Raw genomic sequence first — 24,211 nt, 5'->3', positions numbered from 1 at the left:
CCTTATGCCGTTACGTCGATAGAAGTCCGTCCCATCATGGATGAGATCTTGGCTGCCATAGACTCTTTCTCTGCCTCTAATTCTTCTTCTAGAGAAACCGCTTTGTTCGTGCTGCCATTATTTTTTTGCTGTTTGGCAAATTGCTGCTGCTGTTGTCTTTGCTCTTGGAACAGCCCTGATTGCAAGGATTGGCTCTGGGTAACCTCCAGTTTTTCTACCTGTATCCCCTGGCTTTGAAGCGTTGCTCTGAGCTGAGACATTTGGCTCTCCAGCATTTCTTTGCCCTGCATATTCTCTGCTACAAATTGGGCGATTAATTGCCCGTTATGCATGGTCAGCTTGACGTCCACATGCCCGAGATGCTGCGGATACAGCGACAGCTTGGCTTCGCTAATTCCTTCGGCAATGGCATTAACGGTGAACGACTTCATCACGAATTGACTCATCTCTTCCGTAAACGTCGGTGCCTGCATCAGGAGAACCGGAGCCTTGGCAACAGGATTGCCGGTGGACACTTGCTTAAGAAATTCATGCATTGGAACGGCAGGACTATCCGTACCGGCTTCCGCAAAATCAACCAAAGGTTCAAACAAAGGCCCATCGTTGGTCGCTTTAGGAACTTCCACTTTTAACGGTGTTGATTTGGCGGCCAAATACTCTAGATTTGTTTGCACCGTAGGTGCTGCTGCCGATTGTTGAGCTTGAGCATCCTGTACCGTCTGCACTGCCACATTATGATGGTTTACAATGTTTTTCAAACCGTTAATGACATGCTGGATAGGTTGAGCAGTGGCTTTAGCTTGACTTGCGTTCTGATCCTTGCCGGATTCCAGCAGCTGCTTAAGATCATTTAGAATATCCTTGGCTTCCTGCTTGGAAATAGGCTTGAGCAGTTGTTCAACGGCTGCTGCCGGCTGTTCTTCTGCCACGGCTTCCATATCCAATGGAACAAATAGCTCTTGCAGCGCTGGATTTTGTTTACCGGCGTCACCGCCGTCATTGAGCAAAGTATCAACCGCAAGCAAGCTAACCAAGTCATTTCCGCTATCCGACGGCTGAACAGCTGCTGTTTGAGGCTGAGCCTGTTGAAGCAGCATCGCCTGAATCTCGGCCAACCAGGCTTGAACATCCGGATTTTGCAGTAGTGAAGCTGCATCCTCGGAATTAGAATCCAGCAGCTGGATTAAGGCATCGAGCTGTTTAAGAGAATCTGGACTCACTTGCTGCTGCGTACCATCAACCTGCAAGCTTCCAAGCTGTTGGATTAAAGCATTCAATCCGGGCGCTTGAGCTTGAGCTGCCCCACCATCCGAAGCAGGCGTTCCGCCAATCATTCCGATCAAAGCAGCGGAGAATCCGCCCGATGCCTGGCCAGAAGTTGAATTCGATAACCCTGTGCCTGCTGCTGCGGCCCCTCCCGTACCGGAAGTACCCGTGCCGGAACCTGTTACTGTAACTGGCATTTGAGCTTGAATTTCCATAGTTTCTTTTTCACCTCCCTTCCTTATTTATTGAACGAGTCGAGCGGAGATTAATGCCGCTGTTTCTTTATTTGCTTCCGAGATTGCCGTCAATACCTTGGAACGTCCTGCACTATCCATCGAGCTTAGAATGGAGATCACTTTATCCGGATTGGAATTTTGCATTTCCAATAATACCGTTGCCGCACTTTTCGGCGTCATGTTGGAGAAGGTGCTGCCCAGATCGTCCTTGCTGATTTTTTGCGCAGCTTTGGGATCCGAAACTGCCGTTTGCTTCAATCTGTCCTGCAGAGCTGCGATTTCGCGGTCTTTAACCGTCGTCTGGTCTTTAAGTAGAATGGATGCATCCGCTGCTTTTTTCGGATCCATTTTCTCCAAAACCTTCACCCTGTCGTCCGTCTTCATCATGCTTAATACAAGCACGAGCTCGGAATTGGTCAGCTGCTCCATAATGGGAGCTGCCTTAGAGGGGGTCATCTTGGCATACATAGTTGCTAACTGTTGAATTTGATTCGCATATTCCTCATCGGTCAACGCTTTACTTTTTACTTGTTCCTCCAGCGTACTATTCTTCAACTGAAGATCTTTGATCGTTTGATCTTTTTGAGCCAACAGGTCGTTCGTTTTGCTGATCTCCTGATCCTTCTCATTCAGCTTGGCATTCAGGGTTTGAATGATATCGTCCTGGGATTGCTTGGCTGCAGTATCCTGCCCTGCGGAACCGGCAGCGGCTTTGTTATCTGCAGTCTTGCTTTTAGGCTCCGGAACTATGCTGCTAATGACAGGAATTTTGTTCGCTGTGCGCAGCACGTTGTTCATCACATCATAATCGAAGATGGTAAGCAGTACTCCCAACAGCACAGCCGTAAAAACAAAAGGAATCAAAAACCAGATGAGAAACCGTTCCATAGCCCCATACGAAGAGGTATTTTCCACATCCATATCTGACATTATCCTCACCTCCATGTTATTGGGTTATGACAATCTCCGGAACCGGTTCGTTGCCATTTCGTCCAACTGATCCTGCTCTTTCTTCAGCACGTTCATTGCAAATCGCTGATAAGCCTTTTCCTTGGCTTTACTCCAAACCTTTTCTTCAAGAACCCTGCCTGCCAAAACGTCCTGCTTCACATGGACCACCCGTTTGGCCTCCTGAAGATCCTGATTTTTCAGTTCGATTTGCTGATCAATGTGCTCAACATATTGATGAAACATCATCATTTGGGAAATCGTTGCCTTTTGGGCGGATACTTCATGAAGCTGTTCATATACTCCGTCCTTGGCTGCATGCAGTTCGGATAAGCTGGACTCTTCCTCGCGCATTTTGCCGATGGCTTGTGACAATAACCATTCCGCTTGCGTCTTTTCATTCGTTTTCAAATCGACGATCTTCTGAAATGCATAACGGAAACGCATAGTTTATGTTCACCCTTTGTTAAATTCTAAAATCAATCTTTCCTGAGCCTCGCTAAATGTCAGCTTCTCATCGACTCTTTGTTTTGTGTAGTCCCATATAGAGTGAATATATTCCAAGGATGTATCAATTTCCGGATTGGATCCTTTTTGGTACGCCCCTATATTTATCAAATCTTCCGAATCTTTATAAATAGATAAGAGACGCTTCAAATTTTCCGCTGCCAGCTGATGCTCTTTGGGAACAATTTCCTTCATGACACGGCTGACGCTGGAAAGAACATCAATGGCTGGATAATGCCCACGGTTCGCAATGTTCCGGTCAAGCACAATGTGCCCGTCCAATATCCCGCGAACTGCATCGGCAATCGGCTCATTCATATCGTCACCATCGACCAGTACCGTATAAAATGCGGTAATGGAGCCTCTAGGGCCGGTACCGGAGCGTTCGAGAAGCTTGGGCAATGTAGCAAATACGGATGGAGTATATCCGCGCGTTGCCGGCGGTTCTCCTACTGCCAGACCAACTTCGCGCTGCGCCATGGCATAGCGGGTGACGGAATCCATCATCAGCATGACATTCAATCCGCGATCTCTGAAATATTCAGCGATGCTGGTTGCAATTAAGGCGCCTTTAATCCGGATTAACGCCGGTTGATCAGATGTAGCTACAATGACAACCGATCGGGCAAGTCCTTCAGGACCAAGATCGCGTTCGATGAAATCCAGTACTTCCCTGCCCCGTTCACCTATGAGTGCAATGACGTTGACATCAGCGGAAGTATTCCTTGCAATCATTCCCATCAGCGTACTCTTACCAACACCAGAACCTGCGAATATACCTACACGCTGACCTTTTCCGATCGTTAGCAATCCATCGATACAGCGAACACCGACGCTGATCGGTTCCAGCACGCGCGGTCGCTTCAAGGGATTGCTCGGAGCATTGTGCGTCGAGTATTGTGCCATCCGCGATGACAAGAAGGTACCGTCCAAGGGCTGGCCCAGGCCATCTAGCACCTTGCCGAGCAACTCATGTCCAACCTGTACGGTGAGCGGCTTCCCGGTCCCTACTACATCGCAGCCGGGTCCGATCGAATGAAGCTCTCCGAGAGGCATGAGCAGAACTTTATTGTTCTTAAAGCCTACGACTTCAGCCTTCAAGGGCACATCCGATTTTAACGGATAAATGTAGCAGACATCGCCGATGCTGGCGTCGGGTCCTTCCGACTCTACAGTCAATCCGATGACTTGCGTGACCTTACCGTTCACTCTGACGGGATCAATTTGTCTCAGATGTTCGATATACTTAAATACGTCCGGCACCTGATTCATCTACACTCCCTCATTTCTGACGGCAAGATGCTGAAGCGCGTTTTTGATTTCCTTTAGCTGTGTATCTATCTTGGCATCGATGCTGCCAAAGTTGGAACGTACCACACATCCATGATCATGAACCGACGGATCCGGAATGATTTGAAGCTCCGCTTGAGAATCAATATGAAGCAGCAGCTCCTCACGCGCATCCTGAATATAAGCGAAATGTGCCGGAGCCACGCAGAGCGTAATAATTCCTTTTTCTCTCCTGCGGGATAGAATCGATTGAATCAGCTCTATGATCCATTGCGGCTCTAATGTCAGCTGCCTGTCAATGATTTTTTCTGCAATAGCGCAGCTGAGCTGGATCAAAAAAGGCTCTGCCTCTTGAATAATCTGCTGCTTCAGGTGATAAGCTTGCTCCAATATTTGGGATGCTTCCTGCAGCATGTCGTTATATTGCTCGCGGAGATGCTCTTCCGACTCTTTCAAGCCATTTTCATAGCCTTGACGGAAGCCTTCTTCCTTTAATTCGTTACGCAGCTGTTCATCGCTCTCGCGCTTCTCATTCCACCATTGTTCAATTTCCGTTATAGCATGCTCTCGTGCAGCCGCCGCTTCTTCCATGGCCAACCGAACTTGCTCTTCGGCGAACATTTGGGCATCTTGCAGGATTTGATCTTTCATTTCATGAAGCTCGTTCAGTTCTTGCTGCTGTTCTTCCGTCAGTCCATCGGCTGTACTGGAATCTTCAGACATTTTATATTTTTGCGCAACTTCAACGACCTTTTTATCGTCTAACGATATGTACTGGGTATACTTGATGACATTAGACAATAATATCATCTCCTCCACCGCGGGCTATGATGATTTCACCAGCTTCTTCTAGGCGGCGTATGGTTGCAACGATACGTGTTTGGGCTTCTTCGACATCACGCAAACGAACAGGTCCCATAAATTCCATTTCTTCCTTGAAGGTTTCTGCCATTCGTTTGGACATGTTTTTGAAGATGGCATCTCGTACTTCCTCGCTGGCCACTTTAAGCGCAAGCTGCAGATCGGCATTTTCGATATCCCGGATAATTCTTTGAATAGAGCGGTTGTCGATATTGACGATATCTTCGAAGACGAACATTCTTTTCTTGATCTCTTCGGCCAGCTCTGGATCTTGAATCTCCAAGGAATCGAGTATGGTTCTTTCGGTACCGCGGTCTACCCCGTTCAATATTTGTACGATGGCTGCAATACCGCCCGCATTGGTGTAATCCTGAGTGACGGTCGCGGAAAGCTTCTGCTCCAGTACGCGTTCAACCTGGCTGATAACTTCAGGTGAGGTACTGTCCATCAAAGCAATGCGTTTGGCAACATCCGCTTGCTTGTCCTGCGGCAAAGAAGACAAAATGATCGATGATTGCTCGGGCTGTAAGTAAGCAAGAACTAAAGCAATAGTTTGAGAATTTTCATTTTGGATAAAATTTAATATTTGGGCAGGATCCGCTTTTCTTGCGAAATCAAACGGCCGAACCTGCAAGGTTGCAGTTAACCGGTTAATGATATCGAGCGCTTTTTGAGATCCGAGCGCCTTCTCCAAAATGTCTTTTGCATATGCAATACCGCCCTGAGAGATGAATTCCTGTGCCAAGCATATTTGGTGAAACTCGGCTAAAATCGATTCTTTCTCAATACTGTCGACCTTTCGGACGTTCGCGATCTCTAAAGTTAACTGCTCAATCTCTTCATCCCGCAGATGCTTAAAGATCTGAGCCGACACTTCCGGACCAAGGCTGATCAACAGAATGGCAGCTTTTTGACGCCCCGTTAAAACTTGCTGCTGCACTTTAGCCAACCATCACACCTCTATTCATCTACTAACCAGGTACGAAGCAGATTGACGAATTCCTCCGGTTTTCGTTTTGCCAAGGTTTCCAACTGCTTGCGAACCTGATTTTCATTAGTCACATTGTCAATATCAATTGTAGGGAATTCCAGCTTAGCCGGTTCTGCTTCAAGCTCATCCAGAGCTTCTTCCTTCGCTTTGCGGCGTTTCATCCAAATGAATGCCCCTGCTGCCAGAAGCGCTAATGCGAGCCCGCCCAAGCCGCCGTATAGAAGCAATGAATTATTGCTGCTCAATTGATTTTGGGAAGTACGTGCAAACGAATGAGGGAAGACCGATACTTTTTGTAATAAATCCGCCTCAGTCAATGTTTGCTTATTATCGGCTAACGCCGCTCTTACCACGTTGACCAGAATACGCTGAACTGCATCACGCGTTTCCTGCGTTAAGGAATTCGGATCATCCGGGTTAGGTGGTTCAATACCTACGTTAATGGTTAAATCTTTAACAACATAGGGTGTTGAGATAATATCGTTCGTAATCCGATTGACCTCAGAGTTGACGGTTCGTTGTAATTCTTCGGACTGAGCCTTGCCGTTACTGTTGCTGCCCGGATATCCCGGAACATCGGTTTGTCCTGTACCCGGTACCCCGCCATTAGCAGCCGTTCCGTCGCTCGTATAGTTTTTCTGGATTTCCTGAACCGATATTTCCAAGCCTTTTTGATCGACTGTGTTAGGAGCCGTAACCAATTGCTGATGGCTGTTCATTTGGTCAAAGTTCATAGTTGAGAACACTTGTACGATGACCTTATCCTTACCAAGAATGGCTGCCAGCATTTGCTGAACGTTTTTCTGAATATCGTTCTTGAATTGATTGTTAATTTCAAAATTTTGAAGTGCAGCGTTCGCGCTGTTTAATTTATTGTTGCCTTTAGAATATTCCAGAGGCTCGCCGTTCTGATCGGAGATGGTGATATTCTCTATCGGCAATCCTTTAACACTGTGGGATACCAGGTTATACATCGTATCGATCTTTGCTTGATCCAGCTGATAGCCTGGCTTCACATTTACGACGACGGATGCGGATGCCTTCTCTTTATCAGCACCTTTAGGAAGAAAGACACTCTCCTCAGGAATATTGATTAATACTTTGGAACTACTGACTGCGGTGTTGGAGTTGATCAGCTGCTGCAGCTCGCCTTGAACCGCATTGATGTACTTCACATTGAATTCCTTGTCTGTCGTACCGAAAGTACTGCTTTTCCCGAATTCTCCGTAACCGATGTTCCCGTTTTTATTAAGTCCTTGAGATTCAACCGCAAGCTTTACATTAGCAACTTCACTGCGGGGAACCCCGATGTTTTTGCCGTCCTCGCTTAACTGGTAAGGAATTTTGGCACTATCGAGATACCCTTTAATAGCTGCCGCATCGCTTGGTTGGAGATTGGTATACGCAAGCGCGTATTCAGTCTTCGAAAAATTGTAGCTGATAATTCCAAGTGTTAATATGACCAGGATCACTGTCGCTGAAAACGTTATTTTCTGAGCTTTACTGAATTGGTTCCAGTATTGCGTGACACGATTCCAATACTGGGTAATATTCTCGTTCACTATTTCACCCCATCTGAATGACTGCTAGGTGCACACCTTATACTTGCGTTCTCATGATCTCTTGATACGCTTCAATGACTTTATTTCGCACCTGAACCGTTAGCTCTAAACCTAAAGCCGCCTTCTCCGAAGCGATCATAATTTGATGTACATCTGAAGTTTGACCTTTGGCAAACTGATCATTCAGCTTATCGACTTCCGCCTGCTGTTCTTTTAACTTGTTCATCGCATCCCCGAGGAATTGACTGAACTGCTCCGAAACTTCAGCTGCGCTAGTACTTTTGGGAATAGATTGAGAGGCCGCTTGCAGCGGTTGCATACCCAATTTTTCAATCATGTCAGTATCTCCTTCATTTAATTAATGGTTTCTTATTTACCAATTTCCAAAGCTTTGGTGATGAATGATTTGGATGCGTTCAAAGCCGTTACGTTAGCTTCATAAGACCGTGTTGCAGATATCATATCCACCATTTCTTTAAGCACGTCAACATTCGGCATCATGACATATCCATTCTCGTCTGCATCCGGATGAGTCGGATTGTAAACCTGCTTAAAGGGAGAAGTATCTTCAATGATTCTGGTTACTTTAACTCCTTCACCAACCGAACCCGATTGCGCATTTTGCAGCGCTTGTTCGAAGGAAGGCTGTTTAGGCTCGATAGTCACTAGCTTTCTTTGATAAGGAACCCATTTCCCGTTAACCATTCTCGCTCTAGTGGAGTCGGCATTGGCTATATTGGATGAGATCACATCCATTCGGAAGCGCTGTGCCGTTAAAGCCGAAGAACTAATGTCAAAACCGTTTGTTAGCTTCATCTATTAAACCCGCCCCCCGATAGCCGTTCTTGCTTTTTTGATTTCACTGCTGACTTCTTGAATCATGACGTTATATCTGAGCTGATTTTTTGCCAAGAGAGACATTTCGTAATCCACATCGACATTGTTAAGGTTATTGTTAATGGCCGATGAGTTGTCTCTAACAATCTGCGGCTCCGGTACCGCAGCACGTCCAATATAGAAGTGGCGCGGATCTGTTCTGTAACCCTGAAGCGGGGAGGTGCCGTTCAGTTCATTTTGCAGTAGTTCCTCAAACCGCACATCGGACCTTTTGAAGAGTGGTGTATCCACATTGGCGACATTGTCCGCAATGACACGTTGACGCATTGAAGCGGCATCAAGAGTACGTTCCAGCTGATTAAATGACGGCTTGTTCAAAATATTCATACACGTTCCTACCTTCACGGTGATGTTAGTTTGTAGTATTCAACAGGTCGACATCATTTTCCTCCTTCCTTCGACATATTCTTCAAAAAATAATATGTATAAATGGAAGGAAATGTAGTCGCCCAGAACTATATCTATAATGAAGATATTAGCATTTTATTACAATATGAAAAAAGCCCTATATTTGAGCTATAGGGCTTAGAACCTGCATATTTACTATATTTTTAAACTGTGAATTCCCTGGATTAATTGATCGTTCAGGACTCGAATATAGGTCCCTTTCATACCTAACGAGCGGGTTTCGATCACGCCGGCGCTTTCCAATTTTCTTAAAGCATTGACAATAACCGACCTTGTAATTCCGACACGATCCGCTATTTTACTTGCAACAAGCAATCCTTCCGAGCCTTCCAATTGCTCGAAAATATGCTCAACGGCTTCCAGCTCGCTGAACGATAAAGAGCCTACGGCTACCTGAACCACCGCCTTGCTTCTCGCTTCTACCTCCGCCTGCTCGGCTTTCTCCCGAAGGATCTCCATAGCAACCACCGTCGAACCATATTCCGCCACGATCAGATCGTCGTCAATAAAGCCTCCGGATCTCCTTGTCAGAATCAGGGTTCCTAACCGGTCGCCGCCGCCTATTACCGGCACTATCGTTATGTAGATGCCGTCCTCCGGCACTCTTTCCCCGAACACATTATAATCGCTCAGAGCGGTCAAATTGGAAGAGGTCTCCTCAATCTTCAGCAACAATTGGTTATACTCCTGAGGAAAACGGTTTTCATACAGCAGAGTTTCGTTCACGTTTTCTCCCGATTCCGGATCCGTCAGAGCCTTGCCTAACACCTTCCCTTTACGGCTCACCACGAATATATCCGCCTGCAGGATATCACCGAGCACCTCGGCCATGTTCATAAAGCTGACCGGGTTCCCCGCTTCCTTCTGAAGCAATTTATTTAATCTTCTTGTCTTCGTCAACAATGTCATTGTACTGCCTCCCAGGCGACTAGCATTTAAGTGCCGCGCACGCCTTATTCATTTACAAAATATACTGGCTCAAGTCGCGGTTCTGTACGATGTCCGTCAGCTTCTCACGAACGTATTCCGGTGTAATAACGATCTGTTCTAATGTTATTTCCGGAGCCTCGTACGATAAGTCCTCCAGCAGCTTTTCTAGTATCGTATGAAGTCTTCTTGCACCGATATTATCCGTATTTTGATTGACTTCCGCAGCAATTTTAGCAATTTCCTCAATAGCCTCGTCGGAAAATTGGACCTGGATCCCTTCCGTTTCCAACAATGCCGTATATTGCTTGGTCAGTGCATGCTTTGGCTCCTTCAGAATAAGCACAAAGTCCTGTTGCGTCAAGCTGCTTAGTTCTACACGTATAGGAAATCGTCCTTGAAGCTCAGGAATTAGGTCTGAAGGCTTAGATACATGAAACGCCCCCGCAGCAATAAACAGAATGTAATCGGTCTGAATCGGACCGTATTTGGTCATAATAGTCGAGCCTTCCACAATAGGCAGAATGTCGCGCTGGACGCCTTCTCTCGATACGTCAGGTCCCCCGCTGCGGCCGCTGCTGCATATTTTATCAATCTCATCAATAAAAATAATTCCGTGCTGTTCAGCGCGAGTCACTGCATCCTGAATCACTTCATCCATATCTAAAAGCTTTTGCGCTTCCTCCTGGATCAGCAGCTTGCGCGCCTCCTTGATGGGGAGCTTACGCTTCTTCGTTTTTTTCGGCATAAAGCTGCCAAAAAGCTCCTGCATATTCATTCCGGCCTGTTCATTGCCTTGACCTGATAACATATCCAGCATGGATGGCGAGTTATCCTCGATTTCAATCTCGATGATTTGCTGCTCGAGCTCTCCCTTGTTCAGCTTCTCTCTCACTTCCTGTCTGCGGGACTGTACATGCTGATCTGCTTCAGGCTCATGAGTTTCTGTCTGGTTTTGGTTGCCAAACAGCATTTCAAGCGGGTTACGCTGCGTCTTTGATTTGGAGGAGCCGGGAACGAGGATGGTCACGATTCTATCGTTGGCCATTTGCTCCGCCTTGTCTTTCAGCTTCTCGGTCCGCTCCAGCTTCACCATACGAATGGACGTTTCCACCAAATCTCTGACCATGGCTTCAACATCGCGGCCAACGTAACCGACTTCCGTAAATTTGGTCGCTTCTACTTTAATGAAGGGAGCGTTCACCAGCTTGGCAAGTCTGCGTGCAATTTCCGTTTTTCCCACACCAGTTGGTCCGATCATCAAAATGTTTTTAGGCACAATTTCGTTGCGAAGCGTTTCATCCAGCAGACTTCGGCGGTACCGGTTACGCAGAGCTACTGCCACCGATTTCTTCGCTTTTTTTTGGCCTACGATATATTTGTCCAGCTGAGCGACAATCTCTTTTGGCGTCAATGCAGTATGTTTCAATGGAGTCCCTCCTTATATGGTCGTCTACTCGATTTCTTCCACGATGATATTATGGTTCGTAAACACACAGATTTCAGCAGCCATCGTTAACGCGGCATGGGCGATTTCCTTGGCACTCATATGCGGTGCATAGCGATGTAGCGCTCTTCCCGCGGCCAATGCGAAGCTTCCCCCTGACCCAATGGCCAAAATACCGTCATCCGGTTCGATAATTTCTCCGTTCCCCGATATGAGAAGGACACCGCTGGCATCCATAACGATCATCATCGCTTCCAGACGTCTCAATACACGGTCAGAGCGCCATTCTTTGGCGAGCTCTACAGCCGAGCGCTGCAAATTTCCGTGATGCTCTTCAAGCTTCGCCTCGAACTTTTCAAACAAAGTAATAGCGTCGGCAACCGAGCCTGCAAAGCCGGCAATCACCTTGCCGCGATAAAGCCTGCGAACCTTTTTGGCCGAACCCTTCATGATCATGCTGTTACCGAATGTTACTTGACCGTCTCCGGCAATAGCGCTTTTTCCGTTATGACGGATAGCGAATATCGTGGTCGCATGAAATTGTTCCATAATAAATACCTCCGTAAGAAAACCGTTCTACAACGTGTTTTCATTGATGAGTCCCCAATTAGTCCTATATTCAGGTATTCAATAGAAAAACCTCGTTCGAGGACGCACAAAGTGAGCAGCCGCGATGCAGAGGTTCGTAAAAATAAAGTATCTTATTCCATACTTATTGGTAATGAATTTCAAAAACAACTTTATAGTATCATAGTAAAGCTTTTACTTACAAGTGGAATTGTATTCGTTTTGGGAAAAATTCTGAATTTTCTCAATTGCACGTAAAGCTATTTTCTCATAACGTTCTTTCTTCACTTTGATCTTTACATCCAGCGGCGGAAGAAGCCCGAAGTTCGCATTCATCGGCTGGAAATGCTTGAAATCGGCCGTTGTAATATAATGCGCCATACTTCCCAGCGTCGTATCAGCAGGCAGGACCAGACAATCCAGTCCTAACGCAAAACGAGCAGCGTTCATGCCAGCAATCAATCCGGATGCGGCCGATTCGACATAGCCTTCGACACCGGTCATTTGTCCGGCAAAAAACAGGTTGTCCCTCTTCTTAAATTGATACGTCGGCTTCAAAAGCTTGGGTGAGTTGATAAATGTGTTTCTATGCATCACGCCGTAGCGGACGAACTCGGCATTTTCAAGCCCGGGAATCAGCGAAAATACTCTTTTTTGTTCTCCCCACTTCAAATGAGTCTGGAAGCCTACCAGATTATATAACGTTCCTGCCGCGTTATCCTGGCGGAGCTGAACTACTGCATAAGGAAGCTCATTGGTATGTGGATTCACAAGCCCTACAGGCTTCATAGGACCATATAGCGCAGTTTGTTTACCTCTCTTGGCCATGACTTCGATCGGCATGCAGCCCTCGAAATAAATCTCCTTCTCGAATTCTTTGATAGGAGCAACCTCGGCGGATATAAGGGCATCGTAGAACGTGTTAAACTCTTCCTCCGTCATCGGGCAGTTTAGATAAGCTGCCTCCCCTTTGTCATAACGAGAAGCGAGATACACCTTGCTCATATCGATGGAATCCTTCTCGACGATCGGTGCAGCCGCATCATAAAAATACAGATACTCCTCGCCCATCAAGGCTTGGAGATGAGCGGACAATGACGGAGATGTCAGCGGGCCAGTAGCCACAACAGTGATGCCGTCTGGCAGCTCTTGAAGCTCCTCATTGCGCACTTCAATAAGCGGATGGCTGCGCAGGATGGATGTAACCTCGGCGGAGAACCCTTCCCTGTCCACCGCTAAAGCACCGCCTGCAGGTACAGCGTGCTTGTCCGCACAGCGCAAAATGAGGGAGTTCAAAATTCGCATTTCTTCCTTGAGCACGCCTACCGCATTGGTTAGGCCGTTAGCGCGAAGGGAGTTACTGCATACCAGCTCGGCGAATTGATCTGATATATGTGCCGGTGTTTTCCTAACCGGACGCATTTCATATAAGATAACGGGCACGCCCTGACTGGCAATTTGCCAAGCGGCTTCGCTGCCAGCCAGTCCGGCTCCGATGACGGTTACTTTCGGTGTCTCTGACAAGATGTTACCCTCCTGAAAATCTCAAGCTAGAATCATTCTTTTTCCTGTACTTCTTCTTTGAAATCGCATTGAATGCATTGGTGAAACACACCATTCTTGTTACGTTTCTCCACCACTAAAGAGCCGCATTTAGGGCAAGGCTTCTCCACCGGCTTATCCCACGAAACGAATTCGCATTCCGGATAGCGGTCGCAGCCATAAAATACGCGCCCTTTCTTGCTACGCCGTTCGATAATGTGGCCTTCCTTACAGCTCGGACAGGTTACACCGATATCCTTAATAATCGGCTTGGTGTTGCGGCATTCCGGAAATCCGGAACAAGCAAGGAATTTTCCGAACCGCCCCATCTTGTATACCAGATGCTTGCCGCATTTCTCACATATCTCATCCGATACCTCGTCCTGAATTTCAATCTTTTCCATCTCTTCTTCGGCAACTTCCAGGCGCTTCTCCAACGATTGATAGAAGGAGCTCAATACTTTGACCCAATCCTCTTTGCCCTCTTCAACTTGGTCCAATTCCTCTTCCATATGAGCCGTAAATTCTACGTCCAATATTTCCGGGAAAAACTCGATCATTTGTTGAATAACCAGCTCACCAAGCTCGGTCGGGACAAACTTTTTCTCTTCAATCGCCACGTAGCCGCGTCTTTGAATCGTTTCCAGCGTAGGTGCATACGTACTCGGGCGGCCGATTCCCATTTCTTCCAATGCTCTAACCAGCCGGGCTTCGGTATAGCGTGGAGGCGGTTGCGTAAAATGCTGCTTTGGATCGATCTGCTTCTTCTTTACTTTTTCCCCCTGCTTTAACGGAGGCAGCAGCTTATCTTCTTCGGTCGTTCCGTCATCGTTGCCTTCTACATAGACCTTCATAAAGCCAGGGAATTTCATTTTGGAGCCCACGGCTCTAAAGATGTTATCACCTGCAGCGATATCGACGGTCATCGTGTCCAGAATTGCCGACGCCATTTGGCTTGCGACAAACCTTTCCCAGACAAGCTTATATAGACGGAACTGATCCCGGCTCAAATATTCCTTTATCTGATCCGGCTCACGCAGCACGGAGCTCGGACGTATCGCTTCGTGCGCATCTTGCGCGTTAGCCGCTTTTTTCACATAAACTCGCGGAGTTTCCGGATAGTAGGCATCTCCGAACTTTGTAAGAATGAACTCCTTGGCTTCTTCCTGAGCGACCGGAGAAATCCGGGTGGAATCGGTACGCATGTAAGTAATCAGACCGACGGTTCCCTCGCTTCCCAGATCGATACCTTCATAGAGCTGCTGTGCGACGGACATCGTCTTGGAAGCCCGAAAGTTCAGCTTTCGTGCAGCTTCCTGCTGCAAGGAGCTCGTAATAAACGGCGGAGAAGGATTGCGCAGGCGTTCCTTTTCTTTGATCTCTTGAATAATGAAATCAGCCTTATTCAGCGACGCCAAAACTTCATTAACTTCCTGCTCGTTCTTAAGCTCCTTCTTCTCCCCGTTCACACTGTGAAACTTGGCTTCGAATTCGGAGGTGCCGGACAAAAGTCTAGCGGTGATGGACCAATATTCCTCGGGAACGAAGGACTTGATTTCATTTTCCCGATCGTAAATCAGCTTTACGGCAACCGATTGTACGCGGCCCGCCGATAAACCTTTCTTTACTTTTTTCCAAAGCAGCGGACTGATCTTGTAACCAACCAGCCGGTCAAGAATTCTTCTCGCCTGCTGCGCATTGACCAAGTCCAGATTGATTTTCCGAGGCGTTTTAAACGCATCCTTAACGGCTTGCTTCGTTATTTCATTAAATACAACCCGGCAGGCTTCCGTTTCTTCAAGCTCGAGATAATGAGCCAGATGCCAGGCTATAGCTTCCCCTTCGCGATCAGGGTCAGCCGCCAGATACACTTTTTTTACTTTTTTCCGGGCGTCCTTCAGTTCCTTCAATACAGAACCTTTTCCCCGGATCGTAATGTATTTGGGCTCAAAATTTTTCTTTATCTCAACACCCATCTGGCTTTTCGGAAGATCGCGGATGTGGCCCATGGATGCTTTGACTATAAACTTGCTGCCTAAATATTTACCGATGGTTTTTGCTTTTGCGGGTGACTCCACAATGACTAAGGAATCTGCCATAGGCGTCCTTCCCCCTTCATTTATAAAATAGACTCGATTATCGTTAACAGATTGTGTATACAGAACCTGGTAATTGCTCCACTCGTTTAGTCAATAGTAAATTTAACAGAACTGAGTGCAAATGTCCAAAGGTAAATTGACTATGAGCGAGCAGCTCATCGAAGGTCATCGGCTGTTTGTGCAAAAGATCGACGATCGCTTGTTCATCCTTGGAGAGCGCAGGTTGAGATGGAGAGTTAGATTTAATGTGTGTCAATGTGTCCAAGGATATCCAATGAGGGTATTCTTCCAATATATCTTCCGCACAGGTAACCAGCTTGGCCCCCTGCTTGATAAGGGCGAGTGCGCCTTGGCTTTTTGGTGAGGTGATCGGTCCGGGAAGCGCAAACACATCCCTGGACTCCTCCAGCGCCTGATCGGCCGTAATAAGCGATCCGCTCTTCAAGGCGGCTTCTACCACAAGAATGCCTGAGCTCAATCCGGCTATAATCCGATTTCTCTGAGGAAATAAACCGGGATGGGACTTGGTATGGAGAGGATATTCGCTTAAGATCAAGCCCTGCTCGGCAATTCGCTCATATAACAGCTTATTCTCCGGAGGATATACTTGATCAATACTGCAGCCTAGAACAGCCGCCGTGCTTCCCGCTCCCTTCAAAGCCCCTTCATGAGCCGCACTATCTATACCTCTTGCCAGTCCGCTCACGATACATACTTGCGCTCCGGAGAGTGACTCGGATAACTGCTCAGCCGCTCTTCGCCCATACGCAGTAGGAGTTCTCGTACCCACAATGCCTATGCACAAACGGTTCAATATAGCAGTAGAACCCTTATAGTATATTACCCAAGGCGGCTGGGCAATTTGCTTTAAAAGGGAAGGATACTCTTCATCATATATCGTCATGATACCGATACCTTTGGAGCTGTATTCGTCCAGTATCGCTGCTATCCTCCCGGGGTCCAGCCTGTTCAATGCGTCTGCCAGTACAGATGCACGAGATCCTGTGATCCCAACCTCCCGCCAATCATTCCCATCAAGTTGAGCTGCATCGGATAAGCGGGGAAAGCAATTCGTGATGCGTTGAATGGTTTTCCAGCCAATCCCTTCCAATTGGTGAAGCGCAATTAAAATGGTTCTATTGTTCATCTAGTATATATCACTCCTTCGTCAAGAACAACTTTTGTGAAATCGGGGCCTTGAAAATGAAAAAAGCCTTCCACTCCCGCAACGGGAATGGAAGGCTGCTTGCCTGTCCGGTTCTTACTTTTTAGTGATGCATTTTTCAAGCAAACCTTTTTCTTCCAAAACGCTAACCAAAGTGGAGCCCATTTCAGAAGGTGTAGGAGCTACTTTAATACCGCAGCGTTCCATAGTAGCAACTTTCTCAGCTGCAGTACCTTTACCGCCGGAAATGATGGCGCCTGCGTGGCCCATACGTTTTCCTGGAGGCGCTGTTTGACCGCCGATGAATCCTACAACCGGTTTGGTCATGTTAGCTGCGATCCATTCAGCCGCTTCTTCTTCCGCCGTACCGCCGATTTCACCGATCATGATAACAGCGTAAGTATCAGGATCTTCGTTGAACAATTTCAATATATCGATGAACTCGGAGCCTTTAACAGGGTCCCCACCGATACCTACTGCGGAGGATTGTCCGATGTTACGAGTAGTCAGCTGATGAACAGCTTCATAAGTCAAGGTTCCGCTTCGGGAAACTACGCCGACATGACCAGGAGTATGGATGTAACCAGGCATGATACCGATTTTGCATTCGCCAGGTGTAATAACGCCTGGGCAGTTTGGTCCGATCAAGCGGGTTTTCTTGCCTTCCATGTAACGGGCCACTTTAACCATGTCCAGTACAGGGATACCTTCCGTGATGCAAATAGTCAGATCCAATTCAGCGTCAACAGCTTCCATGATAGCATCCGCTGCGAAAGCAGGCGGAACATAGATAACGGAAACGGTAGCTCCAGTTGCAGCTTTAGCTTCTGCTACTGTGTTGAATACAGGAAGAGATTTAACCGAACCGTCTTCCAAAGTGATGTCGATGTTCGTACCGCCTTTACCAGGAGTTACGCCGCCCACCATTTGCGTACCGTAGTCAAGACCGCCCTTTGTGTGGAACATACCTACGGAACCTGTAATACCTTGTGTGATAACTTTTGTATCTTTATTCACTAAAATACTCATTTGTATAGTTCACATCCCTTGAATTATTTGAAGAGGATTTCGCACGGCTGCTCCGAACGGAAATTACTTAACAAGAGCAACGATTTTTTGAGCGCCGTCTGCCATCGAGTCAGCTGCTACGATGTTCAAGCCGGATTCGTTCAAAATTTTCTTACCAAGCTCCACGTTCGTACCTTCCAGACGAACTACAAGCGGACGAGTAAGGCCAAGCTCTTTTGCTGCAGCTACAACGCCCTCTGCAATAATGTCGCATTTCATGATGCCGCCGAAAATATTGACGAAGATACCTTTTACTTTTTCGTCGGAAAGGATGATTTTGAAAGCTTCGGTAACTTTCTCCTTCGTTGCACCGCCCCCTACATCAAGGAAGTTTGCAGGGTCTCCGCCGTAATATTTGATGATATCCATGGTCGCCATTGCAAGGCCTGCGCCGTTAACCATGCAGCCGATGTTGCCATCAAGTGCTATGTAGCTCAAGTCGAATTTGGACGCTTGGATTTCTTTTTCATCTTCCTCTTCAAGGTCGCGAAGAGCTTGAATGTCTTTGTGACGGTACAAAGCGTTAGAGTCGAAGTTCAATTTCGCATCCAAGGCCATAACGTCGCCGCTGCCAGTAACAACCAAAGGATTGATTTCCGCGATGGAGCAATCTTTGTCTACGAACGCAGCATAAAGAGCCAGCATGAACTTAACCGCTTTGTTTACAAGCTCGGTAGGAATGTTGATGGCATAAGCCAATTTACGAGCTTGGAACGCTTGCAAGCCAACAGCTGGATCGACAACTTCTTTGAAAATTTTCTCAGGCGTATGAGCCGCTACTTCTTCGATTTCTGTACCGCCTTCTTCGGATGCCATCATAACGACACGGCCCGTTCCGCGGTCAACAACTACACCAACATAGTACTCTTTCTTAATATCGCAGCCTTGCTCGATCAGAAGGCGCTTCACTTCTTTACCTTCCGGACCGGTTTGGTGAGTAACCAACACCTTGCCCAAAATTTGTTCAGCGTAAGTGCGAACTTCATCCAAGTTCTTAGCAACTTTTACGCCGCCTGCTTTACCGCGACCGCCAGCATGGATTTGCGCTTTAACTACAACAACGGAAGTTCCGAGCTGTTTTGCCGCTTCGACAGCTTCATCAACCGTGAAAGCGACTTTTCCTTCAGGTACGGCAACACCATACTGTTTCAGCACTTCTTTGCCTTGGTACTCATGAATATTCATTTAGCAAAATCCTCCTATCAGTGATAGCTTTCTATATGAGCCAGAGCCTGACGTTTTTGGCACGCCCAGCCCCGCATCAAACGAAAAAGAGTTCGATATGATGCATGATATTTCCTGCTTGCTGCGCTTATCTCAACAAACACTCACTATTGTACCACTTTTTTTCGACACTTTCCTTATATTTTCGGTTAATGCCTCCTTTTTTCAATCAAACTTTTTTATGCCTCTGAAAAATTTCCCGTATTATATCATTCCCAAGCGATTAGAAAGCAAACAAAAAGACGCATCTTTTCCTTTTTATTCAAGAAAAAGTGCGTCCCATTGGAATATACTCCATACCTTAGATTACATATAGGTTGGATTAGTAGGCGTCATTGCACGAGGTTCCCGCTCCGCCTGCTTGATGAATCGCAATTCATTTCCGGTAAAGTTGCAGACAAGGCATTGAATCATAGGTTCCGAATCCTGAATTTGCTGCGGATCATTCATTTCTTGAACCGTTCCGGAGATGGCATCCTTCAAAAACCGTTGTGAGTAGCTGGAAATCACACTGAATTTGATTCGGTTGGAACGGCAGTTCGGACAAAAGTAAGGTTTTTCCTGCATTGCTTTCACCCCCTTACCTTGTATATCCAATTTCCACTATGTTTATCCATTCCTGGTCGCACATTGCCAACACGTGTTATTGCTTGTACAATGAAAGGAAAGGGTCAATAAGGAAGCACCTTTTACCCAACGATCGATAGAATCCAAGGGGAAGGTGTTTTTTGTCATGTATGGAAAAGTTATAAGCGCTTGTTTACACGGAGTGGAAGGCAAGCTTGTCGAGGTGGAGGTCGATTTAAGCAACGGCCTGCCTCAAATGAATATCGTCGGATTGCCGGATAGCGCCGTCAAAGAGTCCATGGAACGGGTTAGAGCCGCCATCAAAAACTGCGGATTTACGTTCCCGCTTCAACGGATTACGGTCAATCTGGCTCCCGCCGATATTCGCAAGGAAGGCTCCGCCTTCGATTTGGCTATTGCTGTGGGCATATTGGCAACAAGCGGCCAACTGAGGCTGGAACAGCAGGAGGCAACATTGATCCTCGGTGAATTAGCTTTGGACGGATCGATCCGTCCTGTTCCCGGTGTCCTGTCCATGCTGGCTACTGCCAAAGACAATGGGATTTCCAGAGCCATCGTACCCATTCATAATGAAAAAGAAGCTGTCTTGATCGGAGATATGACTATCGGTACATTGGCTCATCTCAGTCACCTGAAAGCCGATACCGAATCGGTTTTCCAACCTGCCGGGCAGCGGGCTTCTCATGAGGCTAATGCATCGCAGGCATTGAAGTCCGGCCTGGCCGACAATTTCAGCGATGTTCACGGTCAGCTTCATGCCAAACGAGCGCTCATGATCTGTGCCGCCGGGATGCATAACATCCTTCTCTTGGGTCCGCCCGGAACCGGCAAAACGATGCTGGTTAAAAGACTGCCGACGATTCTGCCGGATATGTCGGAAAAAGAAGCGCTCGATGTGACAAAAATCTACAGCGCCTCGGGAAAATTCGCGGATCGCAGCAGCTTGATCAGCGAAAGGCCATTTCGGATGCCGCATCATTCTGTCTCGGCTGCGGGGCTTGTTGGCGGCGGCACGATACCTAAACCCGGGGAAATCAGCCTTGCCCATCGCGGCGTCTTGTTTTTAGACGAGCTTCCGGAGTTTTCACGAGCCGTGCTGGAGGTTCTTCGTCAGCCATTGGAGGACCGGTTCGTAACCATAGGCAGGGCCAGGGCAGTTTACCGCTTCCCTTCCCATTTCATCCTTGCCGCTTCTATGAACCCCTGCCCGTGCGGATATTACGGTGCAGAGTCATCCTCCCATCCTTGCACCTGCAGCCCATTAAAAATCGAACATTACCGGTCCAAGATCTCAGGACCGCTTCTGGACAGGATCGATCTGCAGGTCGAGGTACCGCGAATCGATTACAGTCAGATCATGGATGCAATGCCCCAGCTTTCCTCGGAGGAAATGAAGGAACGCGTCGATCAAGCTAGACAAATCCAATTGGAGCGTTATGCCGACAGCGGCATCATGTTTAACAGCGAGCTGCATGGCAAGCTGCTGCGCCAGCACTGTAAGCTTCAGCCCGACGCAGAGTCAATGCTTAGAAGGTCATTCGAAGTATTGGGACTCAGCGTCAGAGCCTATGACCGGATCCTCAAGATTGCCCGTACAATCGCCGATTTGGAAGGCCATGCCCGAATCGAAGCACCGCACTTGGCTGAGGCACTTCAGTATCGGAGCTTGGACAAAAAAACGCTGGCGTCGGGTTAAGCCATGAGAAGCAAGCCTCCTTGACCTTACTGGTTCAGGAGGCTTTGTTGGGCTTAGGGAGGAATACATGGCAAACAAAAAACGCATCCGCGGGGGATAGCCCGTCAAAATGCGTTTGGTACATGATCCAAAGAAATCAAATTCCCTGTTTTATCGGTCAAAACAGACACGACATCAAAACGAATCTGATGGTCTTGATAACGATGGGTGTGCAAATAGATTTGAGCAGTTTCCATCACCTGGGCACATTTTTTATAATCAACTGATTCCAACGGTGTCCCGAACCGCTGTGTGCTGCTCCGTGTACGGACCTCAACGAAAACTAAAATAGCTCCGTCCCATGCTATGACATCCAACTCACCGGTTCGGCAGCGCCAGTTTTGACCGGCAATACGGTAGCCTTGGGCTTGCAAATGCTCCATAGCATACTGCTCGCCCATTGCACCAAGCTGCTTCCGGCTTATTCCCTGCTTATCCATACGAATTCTCCTTGATTTGCTTGGCCCGTTGATCCGAGCGATAAATAAAGCTCAGGATTTCTGCTACTAAATTATACAGCTCGGGAGGTATCTCCTGATCCAAATCCAGCTTGGACAGCACCTCCACCAGCGATGAATCCTCTTGAACAGGGATTCCGTTATCCATGGCCTTCTTCAGTATGGCTTCCGCAATATGTCCTTTCCCTTTAGCAATCAGAACGGGTGCCTTCCCCTGATCCGGGGCGTATTTAAGGGCAACCGCCTTTTTGATCGTGGGCTGAACGGAAGCTTGCTCCGACGGATTCTCTCTTTCCCGACTCATACCTTTACGTCCATTCCCTTGTATTGTTTATTTCCATAGAGGTCAAGTAGTCTGCCTGACAAGGCTGCGTCCTGAGCCTTGGCCGAAGTGGAGGCTTGTTCCTCACTTGATCCTTTTACCGGGTAAGGGCTGCATTTTAATGAAATAAACTGATACCCGATGCCGGAAAGGCTTGAGGCAATTTCCTCCCTGTATGAATCCAGCAATCCCTGCACAAACGGTTGATCGTTCATAACCTGAAGACTCACAATTCTATCGACTACCTTCACATCGACTAAGGTATCTCCCAGCGCCTTCATACGCAGATCAAAGAGCAATCGGCAATTTTGCGCATCGATTTCTCCGCGTTTTCCCTTGCGTGACTGAATATGAACAGCTGCCGTCTGTTCTCCGTTGGCGTTCAATATCGGAACAAACAAGGTAACATGAGTAAACATGGAGCTGCGGTCTGAGTTTAACATCAGCTGCTGCCCTGTAATCTGCTGTACAGCCTGCTGCACGGATTCTTTCATAGCAGGTGGAATGTCCTGGGACTGGCTCAGCTGCAGCAAAACGCTCTTTAATGAATCGGCCATTTTCTGCTGTTCATGGGTTAATCCTGCGGCCGCCGTACCCTGCTGCGGTAATACGGAGCTCCCTTCCAGACGATGCATACCCTCGCTCCCCTTCATGTCGGGAAGCTTAAAGAGCTGATTCTCATGATCAACACCAAGAGCCTTGATCAGTTTAGGAATCCAATGCTCGGCAGGCTGATTGCCTTTCGGTGCGTCGGGAGTCATGCCTTCTCCTTCAGCCGACCTCCTCATAGCAGCATTCTCTACTGCCTCTTTAGTCTGTGGAGATGCGCCTGAGGGATTACCGGCAGAGTTCGCTGTCTCCGTTGCTTGTAAGCGGGGAGCAGCTGTTTCCGTCCTTCCTGATTCATGGGGCAGGGCAGACATTGATTCATTTCGATTAGAAGAGAACATTTGTTCCTTGTTGATAGATGGCCCGGTCGATATATCGTTCGCAGGAACGGGTTGACCGCTCCCTGCGGTCTTTGGCAATGCTTCCGGAGCTTCTTGCGCATTGGACGGAACCGCCGACGCGCTTGTCTGAGACTGCGGCTGCATTGGCTGCTGCAGGGCAGAAGCAGCGGGTTGGGTCTGTGCAGGCGGTGCCGCATTGCTTCCAAGCCTGTTTACTTGCTGCCCTGTCTGCTCTTCGCTATGGTTCAGTCTTGCACCTTGTACAAGCTCATTTGCAGACTCTGCAGAAGGCTGAATGCCGGGTGCAGCTGAAGGTGCGGACGATGCTAAACCCGACTTGCCATTAGTAGTCATATTAGTCAAGGTAGAAGCAGCTGCTTCTTTCCCTTCAAGGACTTGCCCTTTTACAGAGCCTGAAGGCTGCCCTTCCGAATCCATTGACAAAGGCAACAGCTGGGCGGACATTTCTTTTACCGAGTTCATCACTTGCTTGAAGCCTTCGATGGCCGCTTTCGTTGCAGCAGACAAGTCCGGACGATCGGCGAGCAATTGGGTCAATTGTGTATCAAGCTTTTGAAGCGTTTCATGAAAGGCTGGTCCCGCTACAGCTTGTCTCACGGCTTGGACCGTGTCCGGAGTCAAAGGGATGCCTTTTTGATACGCAATGATAGCCGAGGGAAGCCAGTCCTCCTGGGACATGCCCGCAGGCATGTGTCCTTGCAGTTGCGCGAAGGCTTGTACCGTTTCTTTATTCAATGATACGCCAGCCTGATGAAGAGCTTGAATCAGCTGCCGATTGCCGACTGTGTCCGGCAGGCCGACGTTTTTCAGGATTTCGCCAAGGGATCCGTCGGTAATCTGAATAGCCGATGAATCCAGCGGCTTAAGCACGACTTGACCTGATGCCGATTCCGGCTGGACTTGAAGCAAGGTTACCTCGCCTTGTTTTAACGGCGTTTCCAGCTTGGCTCTAACCTGAACCCCGCCAATATTCAGAATAGCCTCCTGGTCGGAGAGCTTTTGCATGACCATACCTTTCACGACTTCTCCCGTTTTCAGCTCGAGCGTCTTAGGTTCGGATGCCTGAGCATCTCCGAGAAAATTTTTGATGAGACCGCTTATGTTCACAGCTCTCCGCCTCCCGGGTCTTAAT

23 protein-coding genes are annotated in these 24,211 nt (G+C 47.8%); 1 reads left to right on the top strand and 22 read right to left on the bottom strand.

What is annotated here, in order from left to right:
• Positions 1-2: 2 nt before the first annotated feature.
• From ABEA66_RS29565 to ABEA66_RS29475, 19 genes are all read right to left on the bottom strand, one after another.
• A complete protein-coding gene (locus tag ABEA66_RS29565; RefSeq protein ID WP_345593292.1) occupies positions 3-1,481 on the bottom strand; it encodes a flagellar hook-length control protein FliK in 1,479 nt (492 codons plus the stop codon).
• A 27-nt stretch (positions 1,482-1,508) separates the two neighbouring features.
• Entirely contained in the window at positions 1,509-2,432 is a 924-nt protein-coding gene (locus ABEA66_RS29560) for a MotE family protein (protein ID WP_345593290.1), read from the bottom strand.
• Positions 2,433-2,456: 24 nt separating this feature from the next.
• Complete coding sequence (gene fliJ / locus ABEA66_RS29555) at positions 2,457-2,897, bottom strand: flagellar export protein FliJ (RefSeq protein WP_079910266.1); 441 nt, start codon at positions 2,895-2,897, stop codon at positions 2,457-2,459.
• A gap of 9 nt (positions 2,898-2,906) precedes the next feature.
• Complete coding sequence (gene fliI / locus ABEA66_RS29550) at positions 2,907-4,229, bottom strand: flagellar protein export ATPase FliI (protein WP_192705193.1); 1,323 nt, start codon at positions 4,227-4,229, stop codon at positions 2,907-2,909.
• Positions 4,230-5,048: a FliH/SctL family protein gene (locus ABEA66_RS29545; RefSeq protein ID WP_192705192.1), complete on the bottom strand. Its 819-nt coding sequence runs from the start codon at positions 5,046-5,048 to the stop codon at positions 4,230-4,232.
• On the bottom strand, positions 5,041-6,057 hold the full coding sequence (gene fliG / locus ABEA66_RS29540; RefSeq protein WP_079910269.1) for a flagellar motor switch protein FliG: 1,017 nt from the start codon (positions 6,055-6,057) through the stop codon (positions 5,041-5,043). Before fliG ends, ABEA66_RS29545 begins: the two co-directional genes overlap by 8 nt.
• A gap of 11 nt (positions 6,058-6,068) precedes the next feature.
• Complete coding sequence (fliF, locus tag ABEA66_RS29535) at positions 6,069-7,661, bottom strand: flagellar basal-body MS-ring/collar protein FliF (RefSeq protein WP_079910270.1); 1,593 nt, start codon at positions 7,659-7,661, stop codon at positions 6,069-6,071.
• A 37-nt stretch (positions 7,662-7,698) separates the two neighbouring features.
• Positions 7,699-7,998 carry a flagellar hook-basal body complex protein FliE gene (gene fliE / locus ABEA66_RS29530; RefSeq protein WP_079910271.1) on the bottom strand — a complete coding sequence of 100 codons (300 nt, stop codon included), beginning with the start codon at positions 7,996-7,998 and terminating at the stop codon, positions 7,699-7,701.
• Between the two features lie 32 nt (positions 7,999-8,030).
• Positions 8,031-8,477 carry a flagellar basal body rod protein FlgC gene (flgC, locus tag ABEA66_RS29525; protein ID WP_079910272.1) on the bottom strand — a complete coding sequence of 149 codons (447 nt, stop codon included), beginning with the start codon at positions 8,475-8,477 and terminating at the stop codon, positions 8,031-8,033.
• Positions 8,478-8,480: 3 nt separating this feature from the next.
• Positions 8,481-8,885, bottom strand: a complete 405-nt coding sequence (gene flgB, locus ABEA66_RS29520; RefSeq protein ID WP_079910273.1) for a flagellar basal body rod protein FlgB — start codon at positions 8,883-8,885, stop codon at positions 8,481-8,483.
• A gap of 216 nt (positions 8,886-9,101) precedes the next feature.
• On the bottom strand, positions 9,102-9,875 hold the full coding sequence (gene codY, locus ABEA66_RS29515) for a GTP-sensing pleiotropic transcriptional regulator CodY (protein WP_079910274.1): 774 nt from the start codon (positions 9,873-9,875) through the stop codon (positions 9,102-9,104).
• Positions 9,876-9,927: 52 nt separating this feature from the next.
• The gene (gene hslU, locus ABEA66_RS29510) at positions 9,928-11,322 is read right to left on the bottom strand and encodes an ATP-dependent protease ATPase subunit HslU (RefSeq protein WP_079910275.1); all 1,395 of its coding nucleotides are present in this window, start codon (positions 11,320-11,322) and stop codon (positions 9,928-9,930) included.
• Between the two features lie 24 nt (positions 11,323-11,346).
• Positions 11,347-11,889: an ATP-dependent protease subunit HslV gene (gene hslV, locus ABEA66_RS29505; protein WP_079910276.1), complete on the bottom strand. Its 543-nt coding sequence runs from the start codon at positions 11,887-11,889 to the stop codon at positions 11,347-11,349.
• 213 nt (positions 11,890-12,102) lie between these two features.
• Positions 12,103-13,431, bottom strand: a complete 1,329-nt coding sequence (gene trmFO, locus ABEA66_RS29500) for an FADH(2)-oxidizing methylenetetrahydrofolate--tRNA-(uracil(54)-C(5))-methyltransferase TrmFO (RefSeq protein ID WP_192705187.1) — start codon at positions 13,429-13,431, stop codon at positions 12,103-12,105.
• Between the two features lie 32 nt (positions 13,432-13,463).
• Positions 13,464-15,548, bottom strand: a complete 2,085-nt coding sequence (gene topA, locus ABEA66_RS29495) for a type I DNA topoisomerase (RefSeq protein ID WP_079910278.1) — start codon at positions 15,546-15,548, stop codon at positions 13,464-13,466.
• 43 nt (positions 15,549-15,591) lie between these two features.
• Positions 15,592-16,695, bottom strand: a complete 1,104-nt coding sequence (gene dprA / locus ABEA66_RS29490; RefSeq protein ID WP_345593281.1) for a DNA-processing protein DprA — start codon at positions 16,693-16,695, stop codon at positions 15,592-15,594.
• 114 nt (positions 16,696-16,809) lie between these two features.
• Positions 16,810-17,742, bottom strand: a complete 933-nt coding sequence (gene sucD / locus ABEA66_RS29485) for a succinate--CoA ligase subunit alpha (RefSeq protein ID WP_192705185.1) — start codon at positions 17,740-17,742, stop codon at positions 16,810-16,812.
• Between the two features lie 63 nt (positions 17,743-17,805).
• A complete protein-coding gene (gene sucC / locus ABEA66_RS29480; protein WP_079910281.1) occupies positions 17,806-18,966 on the bottom strand; it encodes an ADP-forming succinate--CoA ligase subunit beta in 1,161 nt (386 codons plus the stop codon).
• Positions 18,967-19,311: 345 nt separating this feature from the next.
• Complete coding sequence (locus tag ABEA66_RS29475) at positions 19,312-19,572, bottom strand: hypothetical protein (RefSeq protein WP_079910282.1); 261 nt, start codon at positions 19,570-19,572, stop codon at positions 19,312-19,314.
• Between the two features lie 166 nt (positions 19,573-19,738).
• Here ABEA66_RS29475 and ABEA66_RS29470 point away from each other — a divergent pair, with 166 nt between their 5' ends.
• Complete coding sequence (locus ABEA66_RS29470; RefSeq protein ID WP_079910283.1) at positions 19,739-21,289, top strand: YifB family Mg chelatase-like AAA ATPase; 1,551 nt, start codon at positions 19,739-19,741, stop codon at positions 21,287-21,289.
• Between the two features lie 104 nt (positions 21,290-21,393).
• Here ABEA66_RS29470 and ABEA66_RS29465 read toward each other — a convergent pair whose 3' ends face one another.
• The 3 genes from ABEA66_RS29465 to ABEA66_RS29455 are packed head-to-tail and all read right to left on the bottom strand — an operon-like array spanning position 21,394 to position 24,186.
• The gene (locus tag ABEA66_RS29465; protein ID WP_079910284.1) at positions 21,394-21,768 is read right to left on the bottom strand and encodes a YraN family protein; all 375 of its coding nucleotides are present in this window, start codon (positions 21,766-21,768) and stop codon (positions 21,394-21,396) included.
• Positions 21,761-22,090: an EscU/YscU/HrcU family type III secretion system export apparatus switch protein gene (locus tag ABEA66_RS29460; RefSeq protein ID WP_079910285.1), complete on the bottom strand. Its 330-nt coding sequence runs from the start codon at positions 22,088-22,090 to the stop codon at positions 21,761-21,763. Before ABEA66_RS29460 ends, ABEA66_RS29465 begins: the two co-directional genes overlap by 8 nt.
• A complete protein-coding gene (locus ABEA66_RS29455) occupies positions 22,087-24,186 on the bottom strand; it encodes a hypothetical protein (RefSeq protein ID WP_345593270.1) in 2,100 nt (699 codons plus the stop codon). The genes ABEA66_RS29460 and ABEA66_RS29455 overlap by 4 nt, the downstream gene beginning before the upstream one ends.
• Between the last annotated feature and the right edge of the window lie 25 nt (positions 24,187-24,211).

Origin of the sequence: Paenibacillus vulneris, assembly GCF_039543185.1 — a bacterium.
GTDB classification, from domain to species: domain Bacteria; phylum Bacillota; class Bacilli; order Paenibacillales; family NBRC-103111; genus Paenibacillus_S; species Paenibacillus_S vulneris.
This window is presented reverse-complemented; position numbering and strand designations above follow the sequence as displayed.

What these genes read in the sequence shown, in the direction of transcription:
- ABEA66_RS29465 (WP_079910284.1), bottom strand. Translation starts at nt 21,768, where the DNA reads ATGGATAAGCAGGGAATAAGCCGGAAGCAGCTTGGTGCAATGGGCGAG.
- ABEA66_RS29565 (WP_345593292.1), bottom strand. Translation starts at nt 1,481, where the DNA reads ATGGAAATTCAAGCTCAAATGCCAGTTACAGTAACAGGTTCCGGCACG.
- sucC (WP_079910281.1), bottom strand. Translation starts at nt 18,966, where the DNA reads ATGAATATTCATGAGTACCAAGGCAAAGAAGTGCTGAAACAGTATGGT.
- codY (WP_079910274.1), bottom strand. Translation starts at nt 9,875, where the DNA reads ATGACATTGTTGACGAAGACAAGAAGATTAAATAAATTGCTTCAGAAG.
- ABEA66_RS29470 (WP_079910283.1), top strand. Translation starts at nt 19,739, where the DNA reads ATGTATGGAAAAGTTATAAGCGCTTGTTTACACGGAGTGGAAGGCAAG.
- hslV (WP_079910276.1), bottom strand. Translation starts at nt 11,889, where the DNA reads ATGGAACAATTTCATGCGACCACGATATTCGCTATCCGTCATAACGGA.
- dprA (WP_345593281.1), bottom strand. Translation starts at nt 16,695, where the DNA reads ATGAACAATAGAACCATTTTAATTGCGCTTCACCAATTGGAAGGGATT.
- ABEA66_RS29475 (WP_079910282.1), bottom strand. Translation starts at nt 19,572, where the DNA reads ATGCAGGAAAAACCTTACTTTTGTCCGAACTGCCGTTCCAACCGAATC.
- sucD (WP_192705185.1), bottom strand. Translation starts at nt 17,742, where the DNA reads ATGAGTATTTTAGTGAATAAAGATACAAAAGTTATCACACAAGGTATT.
- flgB (WP_079910273.1), bottom strand. Translation starts at nt 8,885, where the DNA reads ATGAATATTTTGAACAAGCCGTCATTTAATCAGCTGGAACGTACTCTT.
- ABEA66_RS29460 (WP_079910285.1), bottom strand. Translation starts at nt 22,090, where the DNA reads ATGAGTCGGGAAAGAGAGAATCCGTCGGAGCAAGCTTCCGTTCAGCCC.
- ABEA66_RS29560 (WP_345593290.1), bottom strand. Translation starts at nt 2,432, where the DNA reads ATGTCAGATATGGATGTGGAAAATACCTCTTCGTATGGGGCTATGGAA.
- fliJ (WP_079910266.1), bottom strand. Translation starts at nt 2,897, where the DNA reads ATGCGTTTCCGTTATGCATTTCAGAAGATCGTCGATTTGAAAACGAAT.
- topA (WP_079910278.1), bottom strand. Translation starts at nt 15,548, where the DNA reads ATGGCAGATTCCTTAGTCATTGTGGAGTCACCCGCAAAAGCAAAAACC.
- fliE (WP_079910271.1), bottom strand. Translation starts at nt 7,998, where the DNA reads ATGATTGAAAAATTGGGTATGCAACCGCTGCAAGCGGCCTCTCAATCT.
- flgC (WP_079910272.1), bottom strand. Translation starts at nt 8,477, where the DNA reads ATGAAGCTAACAAACGGTTTTGACATTAGTTCTTCGGCTTTAACGGCA.
- fliI (WP_192705193.1), bottom strand. Translation starts at nt 4,229, where the DNA reads ATGAATCAGGTGCCGGACGTATTTAAGTATATCGAACATCTGAGACAA.